Origin of the sequence: Microcystis sp. BLCC-F210, from assembly GCF_042134685.1 — a bacterium.
Taxonomy (GTDB): Bacteria; Cyanobacteriota; Cyanobacteriia; order Cyanobacteriales; family Microcystaceae; genus Microcystis; species Microcystis aeruginosa_D.
In genome coordinates, this window is sequence record NZ_CP169647.1 from 1,375,001 (window position 1) to 1,392,344 (window position 17,344).

General features: G+C 39.3%; 11 protein-coding genes and 4 pseudogenes (1 of these 15 only partly in view). 11 read left to right on the forward strand and 4 right to left on the reverse strand.

Features of this window, described 5'->3' with window-relative positions:
• Window positions 1-779 carry the 3' portion of an ABC transporter permease gene (locus ACE3JL_RS06525; protein WP_375329107.1) on the forward strand. It extends 247 nt beyond the left edge of the window, so the window shows 779 of its 1,026 coding nt (coding positions 248-1,026); its start codon lies off the left edge, out of view; its stop codon occupies window positions 777-779.
• A 252-nt stretch (window positions 780-1,031) separates the two neighbouring features.
• Here the strand turns inward: ACE3JL_RS06525 and ACE3JL_RS06530 are convergent, their stop codons facing one another.
• Window positions 1,032-1,262, reverse strand: coding sequence for a hypothetical protein (locus ACE3JL_RS06530; protein ID WP_375329664.1), 231 nt, complete (start codon window positions 1,260-1,262; stop codon window positions 1,032-1,034).
• Window positions 1,263-1,616: 354 nt separating this feature from the next.
• Between ACE3JL_RS06530 and ACE3JL_RS06535 the strand changes: the two are divergent.
• A pseudogene (locus ACE3JL_RS06535) lies at window positions 1,617-2,831 on the forward strand (ISL3 family transposase).
• Window positions 2,832-3,152: 321 nt separating this feature from the next.
• Here ACE3JL_RS06535 and ACE3JL_RS06540 read toward each other — a convergent pair.
• A pseudogene (locus ACE3JL_RS06540) lies at window positions 3,153-4,402 on the reverse strand (ISNCY family transposase).
• A gap of 526 nt (window positions 4,403-4,928) precedes the next feature.
• Window positions 4,929-6,308: pseudogene (locus ACE3JL_RS06545) on the reverse strand (ISNCY family transposase).
• A 370-nt stretch (window positions 6,309-6,678) separates the two neighbouring features.
• On the opposite strand from ACE3JL_RS06545, the gene ACE3JL_RS06550 reads away from it, so the two are divergent.
• Entirely contained in the window at window positions 6,679-6,801 is a 123-nt protein-coding gene (locus ACE3JL_RS06550) for a hypothetical protein (protein ID WP_271988350.1), read from the forward strand.
• 22 nt (window positions 6,802-6,823) lie between these two features.
• Here ACE3JL_RS06550 and ACE3JL_RS06555 read toward each other — a convergent pair whose 3' ends face one another.
• Window positions 6,824-8,947, reverse strand: a complete 2,124-nt coding sequence (locus ACE3JL_RS06555; RefSeq protein WP_375329108.1) for a tetratricopeptide repeat protein — start codon at window positions 8,945-8,947, stop codon at window positions 6,824-6,826.
• A gap of 208 nt (window positions 8,948-9,155) precedes the next feature.
• On the opposite strand from ACE3JL_RS06555, the gene ACE3JL_RS06560 reads away from it, so the two are divergent.
• From ACE3JL_RS06560 to ACE3JL_RS06595, 8 genes and pseudogenes are all read left to right on the forward strand, one after another.
• Entirely contained in the window at window positions 9,156-9,824 is a 669-nt protein-coding gene (locus ACE3JL_RS06560; protein ID WP_271988348.1) for a hypothetical protein, read from the forward strand.
• A gap of 150 nt (window positions 9,825-9,974) precedes the next feature.
• On the forward strand, window positions 9,975-11,144 hold the full coding sequence (locus ACE3JL_RS06565) for an HhoA/HhoB/HtrA family serine endopeptidase (protein WP_271988347.1): 1,170 nt from the start codon (window positions 9,975-9,977) through the stop codon (window positions 11,142-11,144).
• A gap of 159 nt (window positions 11,145-11,303) precedes the next feature.
• On the forward strand, window positions 11,304-12,497 hold the full coding sequence (locus ACE3JL_RS06570) for a hypothetical protein (protein WP_271988346.1): 1,194 nt from the start codon (window positions 11,304-11,306) through the stop codon (window positions 12,495-12,497).
• Window positions 12,498-12,570: 73 nt separating this feature from the next.
• Window positions 12,571-13,341 carry an HAD family hydrolase gene (locus ACE3JL_RS06575; protein WP_375329109.1) on the forward strand — a complete coding sequence of 257 codons (771 nt, stop codon included), beginning with the start codon at window positions 12,571-12,573 and terminating at the stop codon, window positions 13,339-13,341.
• A 111-nt stretch (window positions 13,342-13,452) separates the two neighbouring features.
• The gene (gene trxB / locus ACE3JL_RS06580; RefSeq protein WP_375329110.1) at window positions 13,453-14,811 is read left to right on the forward strand and encodes a thioredoxin-disulfide reductase; all 1,359 of its coding nucleotides are present in this window, start codon (window positions 13,453-13,455) and stop codon (window positions 14,809-14,811) included.
• Between the two features lie 115 nt (window positions 14,812-14,926).
• Complete coding sequence (locus ACE3JL_RS06585) at window positions 14,927-15,757, forward strand: metal ABC transporter permease (RefSeq protein WP_375329111.1); 831 nt, start codon at window positions 14,927-14,929, stop codon at window positions 15,755-15,757.
• A 17-nt stretch (window positions 15,758-15,774) separates the two neighbouring features.
• A pseudogene (locus tag ACE3JL_RS06590) lies at window positions 15,775-15,909 on the forward strand (PAP2 family protein); the annotation flags it as partial.
• Window positions 15,910-16,017: 108 nt separating this feature from the next.
• Window positions 16,018-17,016, forward strand: a complete 999-nt coding sequence (locus ACE3JL_RS06595; RefSeq protein ID WP_375329112.1) for a sulfurtransferase — start codon at window positions 16,018-16,020, stop codon at window positions 17,014-17,016.
• The last annotated feature ends 328 nt before the right edge of the window (window positions 17,017-17,344 follow it).

Below are 17,344 nucleotides of genomic sequence, written 5' to 3' on the forward strand. Positions count from 1 at the left end.
TGGGAGACTCTTTAACTAGTAAGGGGGTGACGGTGTGGGAGATTGTTGTTCAATATTTTCCGGCGACGCTGGAACTAACTTTTTATGGGATGCTCATTGCGGTGATGGTGGGGGTTGGATTGGGTATTATCACTGCTTCCCGTCCGAATACTCTCTTGGATGTGGGGGGGCGTTTATTTGGTTTGATAACTTATTCTTTGCCGATTTTTTGGGTGGGAATGCTCTTACAGCTGATTTTTGCGGTGCAGTTGCGCTGGTTTCCTTTGGGGACTCGTTTTCCTTTGAGTGAGACTCCACCGCAGGCAATTACGGGTTTATACACCTTTGATAGTCTGATGACTCTACAACTGGATAAGTTGCCTACGGCTTTTTATTATTTAGCTTTACCTAGTTTTACTCTCGGTGTTCTTTTGAGTGGTATTTTTGAACGGATGGTGCGAGTTAATCTGAAACACACTTTGCAAGCGGACTATGTTGATGCGGCCAAAGCTAGAGGAATACCAGAAAAAACGATTATGATTGCCCATGCGCTTAAAAATGCTCTGATTCCCTTAATTACTCTCTTCGGTTTGACTTTTGCTGCTCTTTTGGCCGGTGCCGTCTTGACGGAGGTTACTTTTTCTTGGCCTGGTTTGGGCAATCAGTTATATCGCGCCATTTCTCTGCGGGATTACCCAACAGTCCAGGGATTAATGGCTTTTTTTGCGACAATTGTGGTTTTTGCCAGTATTTTAATCGATCTTATCAATGCTTATGTTGATCCTCGCATCCGTTATTAATGGCTCTTCGTTACTCTTTATGCTAGAGTCAACAAACAAGATGCCAAGACAACATACTTCCACTCACCGTTCGCTCATTTCTCGAACCGAAAATTTGATAGATTGTCTCAAATGTCGTCTATCAAAAGAATTGAGCGTTCTACTCGAATATGTGTTAGTACAAAAAGACTATTTTGAGGTTAAGGAATTGATTGGGGTTTGAGCGAGCCAATCGGTGATCGCACTCTCGGCAATGTTCTACTTAACGTCAGTTCAGGATAAGGGTTGTTGATTTTTTTGGGCGATTAAGGGATTTCGACAAGCAATTAATCTTTCGTCGGGATAATCTTCACTCTCAAATTCCATCAAGTTTACCTGATCAAATAATCCTAATTGAATCACTTCTACCTCAGTCAGTTTCCTAATTTGAGGCTTAGTTAAACTAGCTGAGAGGGGGACAGTGGAAGGAACCACAGAGACACAGAGGACACAAAGATCGATCAATCATAATGTCAGTTAAACTTATCACACAGAACCTAGAAGAGCCTAGGGTTTTACCGATTTTGAGGAGGTCAATTACCTAGGGCTTGCTGAATAATGGTAAAACCCTTTTAAAATAAGGCTTTTGACCTGTTCAAGTCCAGCAATTCTCATTTTGAAAAAAATCAGATAAAATTGGCTCTTCGGTAACTGTTATGCAAATAATTAACTTAAAATAAAATTCGATGAGAGAGCCTACGCCCAAAAATAGCTGAAACCCATACAGGAAAAGGTTTAAGGCACAAACTGGTTAATACAAAAAGATAGACAATCGAGTTAAAATTTGATATAATAGCCAAAAACCAGAGTATTTTACTTATGATACTTGACAAATTTTTGAACCTAGAAGGAACCTCTATTCAAGGCTATCTACACCTAGAAAATATCGGTATAGTTTGACCAGTCGAATCGAAAAATAAAAAAGCAGTCTGTCCTCGTTGTGGGTTAGAGAGCGATAAACTCCACCAAAATCATCGACATTTAGTCAAAGATTTACCGCTCTCAGGTCAACCAGTGTACCTACAAGTTAATCGTCGTCAATTTAAGTGCGGTAATTGTCAGAAACCCTTTAGCGAAGAGTTAGATTTTGTCGGCAAGAAACGAACCTATACGAAAAGACTAGCCGAGAATATACTCGAACAATTAAAATCAGGAGATATTTTAAATGTTAGCCGAAGAAATGACGTAACGGAAGAAGAGATTCAAAGAATGATAGAGGACATAGCTGAAGAAATTACAGAGACAGACCTATCGAAATTAAAAAGACTAGGAATTGATGAAATCGCTCTAGTCAAAGGACAAAAAAATTACTGTGCGGTTTTAGTAAATTTAGATACGGGAAAACTAATAGCTATTCTAGAGAAGCGAACACAAGAAGAATTGAGGGAAACGCTTACAGGGTGGGGAAAAGAGGTATTAGAGCAAATTGAAGAAGTCAGCATAGACCTTTGGTTGCCCTATAAAAATTTGGTGAAAGAATTGATGCCATCGGCCGAGGTAGTCGCCGATAGATTCCATGTAATGAAACAAATTAATCAAGAGTTAGACGAACAAAGAAAAGCAGAAAAAAGAGCCGTAGAAGCGCAGAAAAATAAAAAACAGAAAGCGAAAAAAGAAGCGAAGCTAGAAGTTTTAAAGCGAAGTAAATATAGCTTGTTAAAAAATGAAAAAGATTTAACGGAAACCCAAAAAATTAAACTAGAAGCTATCAAAGAAAATTTTCCAAATTTGAAAAAGATGCAGGAATTAAAGGAAGAATTTAGAAAGATTTATGAAACCTCAGAGAATCCGACAGAGGGAATGCTATCCATCTCGGAATGGTTGGCAAAATCCTCCAGTGTTTTTACTAAGAGTTGTCAAACAATCCGAAACTGGTTTGGAGAAATTATTAGTTATTTCGAGCGAAGGACCACGAATGGGGTGGTCGAGGGAATCAACAATAAACTTAAACTAATAAAACGGAGAGCCTATGGCTTTAGAAACTTTCGGAATTTTTGGGTTAGAAGTATGTTATCTTGGCATCTTGTCTGTTGATTTAGCATAAAGGGTAACGAAGAGCCATAAAATTCTCTTATTTAAATAGAGAACTTGTGTAGAAGCATGATTTTTTGACAGATAATTATCATCCAAAGCTGGAGATAGACAGGTTTTAAGAACTTTGTCCACGAAAAATCGATTTAAACTCATAAATTTAGCTGAAATTCTGACCTAATTTGTGGTTTTTTCAATGAATAAAATAATCTTTCCTTCTCTCGAAAAATTGACATTTTTAACTAGAATTTACTTTTTTAAATGGGGCATATTCGGTTAGAATAAATGAGAAAAATTCCGACCAATTCTTAAACCAAATAAATTTTAATAGGGTACGAATATCATTAAAGAAAGAAGTCCGAGTTACTAATAGCTCACGAATCTTTTGATAGGTGTAATTAACTAAATCCAACACGGTATGAAATAAAAAAGCTAGTAAATTTAAAGACAATAAGAACTCGCACAAATGATTCTGACCGTGACCAAAGTTATGCTCTAAATTATAACCGTGATTTTTAAGAACGTTATTGCCTTCATTTTCAACTTTCCATCTGCTGCGTCCAGCTTTGACAATTTCTTCGACATTATTTTCCGTGATTTTATGATTAGTTATCCAATTATTTTGGTAGATAGTTTTCTGGGTTTTTTCATTGATAACAGTCACTTCACACCAATTAACTTCGAGACTTGAGTCGCCCTCTCTTAAGGGAACTCTAGAAGCATAACGATAACGATAAATTAGATTTTTTCGTCCATCCCATTGTTTCTTTTCAACGGTCCTAACTTCGCCACTTTTTTCTAAAAATTCTAGCCATTCATATAAAGTTTTATGCGACGTTTCCAAACAAACAAAAATAAAATTATAACCTTGTTTTATCGCTAATTCACAAACAGGTTCGTGAGAATATAAGTCGTCTCCTAAAAGAGTTACAGGATAACCATACTTATTTTTATGATTCCTATTTAACCATCTTTTAACGGCCGCATTTTCACAGTCTTGTTTTTGATGTCCATCTTGTTTTTTAATGAATTCTGGCTCTAAATTAATTACTTGTTTTTGCTTAGGAGAAACTACTATCGGTGTGACACAGCCATGAAAATAAGTTGTAGTTCCATTTCGATGATTACGACAGTTACAATGAGGGCAATTAATTTTCTTGGATGAGAAATATTCTGTGCCATCTAACGCCACTAATATTTCTCCATCTTAAGTAGAGAAACTTTTTCAAAACTCCCTTTTCTTTTAACCATTCATAGACTTTTTGAAAAGTCCTAGAGATATTAGATGCTGGCACTGGATCTAACAAATTTCTTATTTGATTATCCCCAGGAATTTTTTTAATTGAAAATAAACTTTCAGCATTATCTTTTCCCTTATTGCTTTTCATTAAACGTTGATGGTCTAAAAAAGACGGCGACTGAGTAAAAAAGACTGAAAATGCAGCCATCACGGCATCTTTTATCTCATATTTTCTATTATTTCCAGGTTTCCTCTCATCGGGTAAATCATCTAATTCTTGATGTAAAAATTGCGTTAATTCCGAAATTTCTAGGGTTGCCGCTTTTTGAGCCATCTTGGAATAATTTGACGTGCTGGTGGATTTCTATCTTACCCATTTTACCTTAGCTGACAATAATTATAAATTTTTATTTCCCTTGAATTCTCTATTCTAAAAACAGAACTATCTTCCTGATTTAACCCCGTTCGTTCTCAGCCAACCTCTTTGATTGCTTGAGTATTTATACTTAATTTGTCTAGCCAATTGTTTTTTTATTGTTCGCCTCTTCTAGAAAATAGTTGCTTCGTACTATATTTTCCCTGCCAAAATCGGGGTTAATGCTCTATTTATTTCAAAATGAGAATTGCTGTCATAATTAGCTTCAAGAGACAGTTTTAAAATATCTGCCCATAAAAAACTTATCTCAACTCATAAATTTAGCTGAAATTCTGACCTAATTTGTGGTTTTTTCAATGAATAAAATAATCTTTCCTTCTCTCGAAAAATTGACATTTTTAACTAGAATTTATTTTTTTGAGCGGGACATATTCGGTAAGAATAAACAAGAAAAACTCTGACCAATTCTTAAACCAAAAATATTTTAATAAAGTACGAATATCATTAAAAAAACTGGTGCGAGTAACTAATAACTCACGAATCTTTTGATAAGTATGATTAACTAAATCTAAAACGGTATGAAATAAAAAAGCTAGTAAATTTAAAGACAACAAGAACTCGCATAAATGACTTTGACCATGACCAAAATTATGTTCTAAATTATAACCGTGATTTTTAAGAACGTTATTTCCTTCATTCTCAACTTTCCATCTGCTGCGTCCAGCTTTGACAATTTTTTCAACATTATTTTCAGTAATTTGATGATTGGTAATCCAATTATTTTGATAGATAATTTTCTGTGTTTTTTCATTAATGACCGTGACTTCACACCAATTAACTTCGAGACTTGACTCGACCTCTCTCAGAGGAACTCTAGAAACATAACGATAACGATAAATGAGATTCTTTCGTCCATCCCATTGTTTCTTTTCTACGCAGCAATTCTCATTTTGAAACGATTTTGCGTTGTTTCAGCGATCTAGAGATTCGTTAAGAATTATTAACCCCTCTGGGTGCAAGGGTTTTAATGTCATGAAACCTTAAAATGAGAATTGCTGTTTTCTACGGCTTTAACTTCTCCACTTTTTTCTAAAAATTCTAGCCATTCATATAAGGTTTTATGAGAAGTTTCAAGACAAACAAAAATAAAATTATAACCTTGTTTTAGAGCTAACTCACAGATAGGTTGGCGAGAGTATAAGTCATCTCCTAACAGGGTTACAGGATAACCATACTTCTTTTGATGATTCTTATCTAACCATCTTTTAACAGCCGCATTTTCACAATCTTGTTTTTGCTGCCCATCTTGTTTTTTAATAAATTCTGGTTCTAAATTAATCACTTGTTTTTGCTCAGGAGAAACCACAATTGGCGTGACGCAACCATGAAAATAAGTTGTCGTTCCATTACGATGATTGCGGCAATTACAATGGGGACAACTAATTTTCTTTGAAGAAAAATATTCCGTACCATCTAAAGCTATTAAAATTTCCTCATCTAAGTAGAAAAATTTTTTAATAACTCCCTGTTTTTTTAACCATTGATAGACTTGTTGAAAAGAGCCAAATATTGTGGCAGCTGGGATAGGATATAACAGGTTTCTGATTTGATTATCACCAGGTATTTTTTTGATACCAAATAAACTTGAAGCATTATCTTTTCCCTTACTACTTTTCATCAAACGTTGATGCTCTAAAAAAGAAGGTGACTGAGTAAAAAAAACCGAAAAAGCCGCCTTAACTGCATCTTCTACCTGATATTTGGTATTGTTTCCTGGTTTTCTGTCATCGGGTAAGTCATGTAATTCTTGAACTAAAAATTGTATTAATTCAGGAATTTCTAAAGTCACAGCCTTTTTCGTCATCGCAGAACAGTTTGATTAATTAATATTTCCAACTTAATAATTTTACCTCAACAGACAACAATCATCAATTTTTATTTGGTTCTCTTTCTGATGTAGAGAACTTTTGTTCTAGATTTCTCCCATCTTTCAAATATTTTGAGTATAAATACTCTATATACTCACTTCTCTGCGATGCAGTCGCACTCGCGGGAGCGCATTTTGTAGCTTGCTTAAAGCTTTGTTTCTGTCTGTATCACTTGTTACTTTTTAAAATGAGAATTGCTGAAAAAATATTAATCGTCTGCGGGGGTTAACATTAGCGATCGCTATTATTCTTGGTCTATCTTTACCACTTTTAGCCCTAATTTTCGGTCAATCGGCTTTCATTGCCGTGACAGTGCTGACAGCATTAACTGTTATTATGGTGGCAGTTTATTGGCGCTTGGGGGAACTGAAAAAACAGTTTTATCAAGGACGGGAATTATTGCCAAGAAATACTGGTAAAAAGCGATAAAGCTGCCGAAAAAGAGCGGAAGTTAGGGAACAGGTTCCTCCTTATCGACTTTGGGGGTTTGGTTTTGGGGAGATTGCTGAAGTTCTTGCCAGCGAGTTTCTGCCAGTAGTTTTTGTGCCTGCACTTCTCGGTCATTGGAACGATAACGAAGTGATTCTTGATAAGCTGGAATCGCTCGATCGTATTGACCGATTTTAAACCAACTATTGCCTAAACTTTTCCAGGTTTCGGGGTTATCTTTTTGTCTTTGAATTGCCTGTTGATAGGCGGTTATAGCTTGATAATTATCGCCTAAACGATACCAAGCGTTACCGATACCGATAAAAACTTCGGCTTTTTGGGAAGAAAGACGGCGAGCTTTTTCGTAGGATGCGATCGCTTCTTGAAATCTTTCCATTTGATGAAGTAATGACCCTTGATGTAACCATGCTTGATAATAATTAGAATTGGCTTTAGTTGCTTGAGTAAATGCCTCCAAAGCTTCTGAATTACGACCTAATTTTTGCAGAATAACCCCTTGACTATAGTAAGCTTGGGAAAATTGGGGATTAAATTGTCCAGCTTTGCTATAACTTTCTAAAGCATCATTGACTTTATTTAATTGATACAAACTATTACCTTTTTGATACCAAATTAAGGGATTATCCGATTCGATCGCTAGAGCCTGATCGTAGGCTTTAACTGCCCCTTCATAATCCTCAAGATTTTGTAATGACCAGCCTTTTTTATACCAGATTTTGGCATCATTTTGCTGAAAAGTTAACAATTTGTCAAGAGCTTTTTGGGCGGCGGAATATTGTTGTAGTTCTAGATAGATATCGGCCTTACCTTGCCAAGCTTGACTAGCGGCAGGATTAAGAGATAAGACCCGCTCAAAACTTTCTAATGCCTCCTGATTTTTGCCTAATTTATCTAAAGCTTCCCCGCGACCGAGCCAAGCTTGCCAAGCGGAATCTGGGTTAATTTGAATAGCTTTTTCGTAGGTATTTAAAGCGTCAGAGTATCTTTTTAAAGCTAATAAAGCATCGGCTTTTCCCTGCAATGCCTCAAGATAATCGGGATTAATTTTTAAGGACTGATCATAGGAATTGAGGGAATCAGCATAGCGTTTAAGTTGATAAAAAGTCTGACCTTTTTGATAGTAACCCAGAGAATTACGAGAATTTTGCCAATAGTCAAAACCCAGATAAGCACCAGCTATTAAGCCAATTGTCCCACAGACAAATAAAATTTTTGTTAGCCAAGATTTACCTTGACGAGCGACCTGACTTTGAGGTTTCACTGCCTGGGTAGTTTTCGGGGCGAGATGATGAATCTTCCCTAATTTTCTCAGATCAATTAATGCTTGACCAGCGCTGGTATAACGCTGACGAAAATCATAGCGGATCATGCGCTCGATAACATAACTAAACTCGGCGCTAGTCATGGCCAAATGTTGCCAGAGAATTTCTCCCGTGTGAGCATCCAGTGGAATATCTTCGGGATCTTTGCCAGTTAAAGCTTGTAATCCAACAATACCAGTGGCATAGATATCGCTGCTAAAACGCGGATAACCCTGGGCCTGTTCACTGGGGAAATAACCGGGGGTACCAATAGCGATGGTAGAAACGGTTTTACCATCTTTAACTACTTGAGTGCTTATTTGTTTGACAGCACCAAAATCAATTAAAACCAATTGATGATTTTGACGGCGACGAATAAGATTGAAGGGATTAACATCGCGATGGATCACCTGTTTGTGATGGACAAATTCGAGAATTGAGAGAATTTCTGTTAATAAAGCCATCACTTTCCCCTCATCTTGCCTATAGATACCGGCATTAATTTCTGTGGCTAAATCTTCCCCTTCAATGTATTCTTGCACGAGGAAAAATTGCCCATTTTCCTCAAAATAGGCAAATAAATGGGGAATATGGCGATGACTGCCCAATTCTTGCAGTATTTTTGCCTCGGTTTCAAAGAGTCGTCTAGCGATAGCTACAGTTTCGGCATCCTTGCACTGGGGTTTAAATTGTTTGATCACACAACGATTTTCATTGGGTAACTGGCGATCGCAGGCCAAAAAAGTTTGTCCGAATCCCCCTTTTCCCAATTGACGGATAATTTGGTAGCGATGACTAAGGATTTTTCCAGCAGCAAGTTCCATAGACGATGGCAATCCGAGGTTTTTTACTATTTTAGGCTTTTCGACTCTCTTTTGCAGTCTATGAACAAAATGCGGAAATTGTCCGATTCTACTTTTTTCCCTATAGGGAGGGAAAAAATTCCCTGTTGAGGGGACTGACATGACAGACAGAAAAAAATAATCTAGAAACAGAGAAAGTTCACTGTTGTTTTTTGAGAGGATAACCGCTATGTCTATGAATCCTGTTACTAGAGCCAGTACAGCTTTACTGATTACCCTGCTCATGGGTTCCATGTCCGGTACTTTTCCGGTCCTCGCTCAAAGTAATATTAATCGGCAACGTCTCATCACTCAACAAATCTCGATTCCGGCCGGAACAGTTATTCCTTTGAATTACGAGAAAGCCGATAAAATTTTAGTTTCTAAAAGTGATGTTATTCCTCTGACTTTAACCGTAGCCAGAGATATTCGCGACCGAAATGGGAGTGTGGTGATTGCAGCGGGAAGTGAAGTCAAGGGTACTTTACAAGCGGTGGGCCGAGGTGTGCGGTTTATTGCCGATGGAATTGGCCTCGATGGGGGTAATCGCACTATTCCCCTCAATGCCACTTCGCGATTAATTACTACCACTGAAACCCTGCGTAAAGGGGCAAAAACTCAAGATATCTTAGCGGGAACCGTTGCCGGTGCGGGGGCAGCCACAGCGATCGCTGCTCTCACGGGCGATCGCAAGATCGAAGTTCTCGACGTTTTAGCGGGGGCAGCCGTGGGAACCCTTGCAGGATGGGGTTTACCGACGGCGGGAATTGTCGGTGGTAGTTCCGTGCAGTTATACTCTGTTAACCCCGATCGAGATTTAAATATTACCCTGCAATCGCCCCTAGTGATCAGAGATTAGTAAACGGCAAACCATAACCAAATCCGTCTGCTGGCGGATTTGGTGTCAACCATCGATTTAATCGGAGCGATCGATTTGTTAGATTTTTAATAGTCGGTCTGTCAACCGATGGACAGAAACAGTTAAAACATCAGAATCAGAGATCAAAGTATGAAACTTCCTACAGAGTTACGGCGAACTATTACCCATGCTTTAGCAACTTTTCTGGGAGTTATGCTCGGTTTTAGCAGTTTAGCGGCGGTAAATGCCCAAAATCTGCCCAGCACTGCCGCCGATCTGGCTATAATTCCCCCGGAGATGACAGCGGAAAGTTTTGTCGCTAAGGCAGTGGCCCGCACGGGTGCGGCGGTGGTGCGAATTGACACAGAAGCGATCATTACTCGTCCCAATAGCCCCTTTTTTGATGATCCTTTTTTTCAGGAGTTTTTTGGGGACCAGTTTCGTCTTCCTACCCAACAGCGAGTGGCTGGCCAGGGATCGGGTTTTATTATCGATGCCAATGGTTTAATCTTAACTAACGCCCATGTGGTCGATAATGCCGATAAGGTAACGGTAACTCTAAAAGATGGTCGTAGCTTCAAGGGGGAAGTCCGCGGTACTGATCGGCTCACTGATTTAGCCGTGGTGAAAATTAATCCCCAAGGGGAAAATTTACCTGTAGCCGTCCTCGGCAATTCCTCATCTATACAAGTGGGGGACTGGGCGATCGCTGTAGGAAATCCCGTCGGTCTAGATAATACGGTAACTTTAGGAATTATTAGCACGATCGGGCGCTCGGCGGCTAAGGCGGGTATTCCCGATAAACGCATTGATTTTATCCAAACCGATGCCGCTATTAACCCGGGCAATTCCGGCGGTCCTTTACTTAACGCTCAAGGAGAAGTCATCGGCATCAATACGGCAATTCGTGCCGATGCTATGGGGATCGGTTTTGCCATTCCCATCGACCGGGCCAAGCAGTTACAAGCAACCCTAGAATCAGGTCAAAAGGTAGCCCATCCCTATATCGGTGTACAGATGGTTAATCTAACTCCCGATTTAGCCCGGGCTAATAATCAAAACCCCAATTCCCCCATGATTGTGCCGGAAGTGTCGGGAATTTTGGTGGTGAAAGTCCTACCTAATACCCCCGCCGAAAAAGCTGGGATCCGTCGCGGGGATGTGATTGTTAAAGTTAATAATCAACCGGTTAGCGATGGCACTCAGTTACAGGAAATGGTGGAAAAAGCTGGGATTGGTCAATCTTTACCCCTAAGAATCAGAAGGGGCGAAAAAGCGATTGATTTCACCGTAATCACCGCCCAAATGTCGAATCAGTAATCGCGAGTCAGTTATCAGCTTATCAGCTATCCGATGTGAGTTTTTATTTTACTGATTACTGTTCAATATACTCGCTCTATCCTGATATTTTTCTAAAGCTAGAAGGGTATAGTAAGAAGGTGAGAGATTCTGATCAACGCTTATTGAGATAAATCTATTATGCTTATTTATTTTATTCATGGAGTGGCCACAAGAGATGCTAGTTATGCCAATAAATTAATTAAACTAATTGAAGAAGAATGTAAACGCAAAAATCTGGCGATTCCCTACTGTTATGCAGGATTCTGGGGAAATGTCCTCAAAGGAACCGAAAAATTATGGCGAGATATTGATCAAGAATTACAGACACAAAAACAGAAAAATAGTAATTTTAATCCCGAACAATCCTTTCGCTATCAAAATTTTAGAAAAGAGTATTTATCTTATTTTATCGGTGACGCATTTAGCTATTTAGGCAGCGATCGAGGAAAACAAATTCGCCGCATTATTGCCGATCAATTAATCGATCTTGTTCAAGCTTATCCCCAGGAAACCGAATTACATATAGTCGCCCATTCTTTAGGTACTGTAATCCTTTGGGATCTGTTATTTTCCGAGCGTTTTGATCCTAAAGATCCCGCTCATGAAATTCGTGATCTTATCGGTAAAGAACGGGGCAAACTTTCCCTATCTAGTGTAACAACAATGGGTTCACCGATCCCATTTTTAAATTTAACTTTAGGCATTGATACCAATCAAATTGAAAAATTTATTACCCAGCATAAAAGTCAGCGTTTGCTCTGGAATAATCTGATCAATTCCTCCGATATTATCGCTTATCCAATTCGTCCTCTTTTTGATTCTATAACCGATGTATCCAAGATTTTAATGAGCGATTATTATCTAGAAGCGACTGGCAATATTTTTGATTCTGTAGAAATTGCTGCCGTTGTCTTAAATTCCCTTAATGCTCATACCTATTACCTAGCATCAGATAAAGTGGCTAAAAATATCGTAGAGACAATTTATTTTAATCAGCAGGATTATAATCATAGCAATAGTTACAGTAATAACACTTGTGTTGATCTTGCCATAGAAAGAATAGCTAAAATATCTGGAGTGACTAAAGATGTGGCAAAAATGAAACCTTTAAAAGAAAAAATATTACTAGAAGGTAAATTCAAAGATGCCAGTGGTTATATTTATTTAAGCTCAGATTTATATCGTGTCCATCATGTTTATATACAGGACAATCATCAAAATATCGTATATGCTGTATATGTGGGTTGGATTCATGTAGAGGGATTGAAAAATTCTGTTACAGAAATCATCAGACAGCTATGTTATATTAACGATGAAGCGATGAACACCTAATAGCATGATGTACCAGACAACTTTTTAATTTTCCCTGCGCTATACTGCCATTATTGAGATTAAACCAGCATTTATGAATCAATCCCCCCGCATTCTAGCACTCGATTTTGATGGTGTTCTTTGTGATGGCATGATCGAGTATTTTCAGATTAGCAAACGCACCTATGAAACCCTTTGGCCAGAAATAATTCCCGAGGATTTTTTTCCTAGGTTTTCGCAACTTCGTCCCGTTATCGAAACCGGTTGGGAAATGCCTTTACTGTTGCGAGCGCTTGTTCTCGGTATTCCCGACGGGGAAGCTTTAAATAATTGGCCGTCAATTCGGCAAAATCTGCTAGAAAGGGAGAAAATAGCGAAAAAAGTTCTCTCAAATGCTCTTGATAGTCTTCGGGATCGATGGATTGAGTCGGATCTAGAGTCTTGGTTAACTTTACATCAATTTTATCAACCCGCGATCGATCGCTTGGCCTCTCTTTTAGACTCGGATTTTTTGGTTTATATCATCACTACCAAAGAAAGTCGTTTTGTCAAGCAATTGTTACAAAAAGTAGCAATTGATTTTCCGGGAGCGAGATTAATTGGCAAGGAAATTAAACAGCCGAAATACGTCACTATTCAACAAATACTGGCTGATTTACCGGAATCTCCCGCTAATTTGTGGTTCGTCGAGGATCGTCTCGATGCGTTGGAATTAGTGGAGCAACAAGCAGATTTAAACGATGTGGGCTTATATTTAGCCGATTGGGGTTATAATACCGCTCAAATGCGTCAAAAAGTCGCTCAAGATACCCGCATTAAACTGTTATCCCTATCTCAATTTGCAGCAGACTTCACCCACTGGTAGAGTCAGTAACGAAAAATATTAAGGTAAACTATCTAACTTATCGTCGTCTAACCCACCCGACATTATCTGTTATAATAAAAAGCGTAGTCGTTATGAGTTGCATTTACGGTTATGACTGTCGAGAATTTAGTCATTATTGGTTCGGGACCCGCGGGATATACGGCGGCGATTTATGCGGCGCGTGCGAACTTAAAACCCTTGATGTTTGAGGGTTTCCAAGCGGGAGGTATTCCGGGGGGACAATTGATGACCACCACAGAAGTAGAAAATTTCCCCGGTTTTCCCGAAGGAATCACCGGTCCGAAACTGATGGAAAGAATGAAGGAACAGGCCGAAAGATGGGGGACCCAATGCTATACCGAAGATGTTATCTCGGTGGATTTAAGTCAGCGTCCTTTTACCATTCGTTCCACGGACCGGGAAGTTAAGGCCAATAGTATTATTATCGCCACGGGAGCTACTGCCAAACGCTTAGGATTACCCAGCGAGGCCCAATTCTGGAGTAACGGGATTTCCGCTTGTGCTATCTGTGACGGTGCTACACCGATATTTAGAGAGGAAAACCTCGCTGTCATTGGTGGCGGTGACTCTGCGGCCGAAGAAGCCGTATATTTAACTAAATACGGCTCCCACGTCCATTTATTAATTCGCGGGGAAGCGATGCGTGCCTCGAAAGCAATGCAGGACCGGGTGTTAAATAATCCGAAAGTTACCGTTCATTTTCACACCCAAGCGGTGGATGTGTTCGGTACAGGCAGTAAAATGGCAGGAATACGCATTAAAAACTCGCAAACGGGAGAAATCAGTGAATTAGCCGTTAGAGGGTTATTTTATGCCATCGGTCACACTCCCAATACTTCCCTCTTCCAAGGACAACTAGAATTAGACGAGGTGGGTTATGTGAAAGTCAAACCGGGGACTGTTGCTACCAGCGTTGAGGGGGTTTTTGCCGCAGGAGACGTACAGGACCACGAATACCGTCAGGCCATCACCGCCGCAGGTACGGGGTGTATGGCGGCGTTATTGGCAGAAAGATGGTTATCGGAGCATAATTTAATCCAAGAATACCGTCAATCAGCCACTTCTGAACATTACGAGACGAAAACCGTTAGCGAAACCCCGGCCGATACGGAGGAAACTTTTGATATTAACAAAACCCGTCACGTTGGAGGTTATGCTTTGCGGAAATTATTCCACGATGGCGATCGCTTGTTAATGGTAAAATATGTTTCTCCCACCTGTGGCCCCTGTAAAACCCTGAAACCGATTTTAGATAAAGTGGTCGATGAGTACGATGGCAAAATTTATTTTGTGGAAATTGACATCGAAGCTGACCCAGAAATTGCCAAAATGGGTCAAGTAACCGGGACTCCCACGGTACAATTCTTTAAGGATCGGGAATTAGTCAAGGAAATGCGCGGAGTCAAACAAAAAAGCGATTTTCGTCAAGTAATTGAGAGTTATCAATAATCAGTTATCAGTTATCAGTTATCAGATGTGAGTTTTTAGTTTATTGTTTACTGAAAAAGCTCCCTACACTCCACACACAATTTCATAATTCATAATTCATAATTCATAATTCCCTATGCTAGAGGCCTTACAATTTGATTTTATGCGCCATGCAATCGCCGCAGGAATATTAGTTAGTATTGCCTGTGGGATTGTCGGTACTTTGGTAGTAGTTAATCGCGTGGTTTTTATCAGTGGGGGAATAGCTCATGCTGCCTATGGAGGGATAGGAATCGGTTATTTTTTCGGGATTAATCCTGTGGTGGGGGCGATATTTTTTACCTTTTTTTCGGCCTTAGGCATGGGTTTTTTACAGCGTCGCATCCAGGAGAGAGCTGATACTTTAATCGGGGTGATGTGGGCGATTGGTATGGCGATTGGGGTAATTTTTATTGATTTAACCCCCGGTTATAAAGCTGATTTAATGAGTTATCTTTTTGGTAGTATTTTAACTGTACCGAGGGATGATTTATGGATAATGGCATCAATAGATATAATAATTATAACCTTAGTTAGTATCTTTTATAAAGAGTTGTTAGCCATATCTTTTGATGAAACTTTTGCGATTATTCGTAATATTCCCGTGGAGATAATTTATTTAGGTTTAATGGGAATAACCGCTTTAACTATTGTGGCAGTAATGCAAGTGGTAGGATTAATTATGGTAATTGCTTTATTAACTATTCCCGCCGCTATCAGTGGACAATTTGTTAAAAATATGAAGGGAATGATGATCCTAGCGATTATTTTAGGAATTATCTTTACTTTGGTTGGTTTATGGTTATCCTATAGTTTAAATCTCACCTCAGGGGCGACAATTATTTTAGTGGCAGGATTGGGTTATTTAATCAGTCTTGCTTGGAAACCTTTCATCGTTACTATCACCAGAAAAATAGCTAATCTTTAAAGCTCTCCCGTAGTTGTGGTGATCAGATTCCCAGTGACATCCTTGCCGCTTGGCTTTTAGCGATCGCCTGATATTTCCTAGTTCATATTTGGTTGCAACAGTTATTAGAGACACCCAAGGAGATCAACAGTCAAGAGGAAATTAATAATTAGTTGACGACTTGCTGCCAAAAAAATATCACGTTATACCTAAATTTTTGGATAAAGCTAATCAAAGCCCTATAGTGATCATCGTTTGATATTCCTCGTTGACACTGAATCATGAAACCAAAAATGCCTAAAGGGAAGGGTCTATCCCTAGGACGGTTTCAAAGCCGTCCCCTTACTTTTTTCACTTTAGTTCTCCTCTGCATTTTAACCTTTACCTTAGCACCGTCATCACCCCTGATGGCCACGTCTAAATCTGAGACTAAGATAGACTTTGTATCGCCGGTTTGGGTAGCGCAAAATCTCAAAGATCCGAAGTTAAAAATTCTCGATGTGCGGATTAATCCTTTGGAATATATCACCGGTCATTTACCGAAAGCGGTGAATATAGCCGATAATAATTTTCGCGGACCGAACGGATTTTTGCCAGTTCAATATTGGCAAGAGGATAAAATTGGCAGCCTTTTTGCCGCTGCGGGAATCACTAATGGCGATCGAGTGGTAGTATATTCCGATGGTCGCGATGTCTTGGGGGCAACCATGGTGGCTTATTTATTAGAGCGATCGGGTTTCCGAGATGTAGCCGTCTTAGATGGTGGTTTTAAGGGTTATAAGGCTTCTGAACAAAAGGTAACGAAAGAATTCCCTAAATATCAACCAGGGAGCTTTACTGTTCGTGATAATCCCTCGATTCGGGTGACTTTAGCAGAAGTAGAGAAATTGATCGGCAAACCAGATGTGGTTTTTATCGATCCCAGACCCGAAGAACTTTTTCAGGGGAAACAGGATATCTGGCTGAGAAATGGTCATATTCCAGGGGCGAAAAATATCCCCTGGCCAACCTTTACCGAAGCGAATAATCCCGATGAATCCCTGAAAAATCCCCATAAATTGCAATCCTTAGACGAAATCAGGAAGATTCTTGCCCAACGCAACATCAAGCCCTCGGATAATATTATCGTCAGTTGCAGTACCGGACGGGAAGCGACTTTACAGTATGTTGTCCTCAAACATCTGCTCGGTTATCCCAAGGTGCGAATCTATGAGGGTTCTTGGACAGAGTATAGTACCACGGATCTGCCCGTCGCTACGGGGCCAGAAAAAGCGGTCTGAAGTCAAGTTTATCGGTTTATACTCGTTGTGTTTAACCATCTTGCCCAAGATGGTTTTTTTGTTGGCGCAGGGTAGGGTATCGAGCCAGACCAAGTTAGACGGACGCAAAAAAACTCGGCACTCATCCCCAGGTGAATTTAGGAGATTTGAGCTTGGTTGGGTAAGACTTTCAGACTTTTTGTCAATCAAAAAGCACTATATCCAGCAATTCTCATTTTGAAAACAAAAGAAGATAAAGTTCTCTTGTTCACATAGAGAACTTCTGTCTAATTATCATTTTTTTTCAAGATAATCATCATAATTAGCTTCAAGAGACAGTTTTAAAATA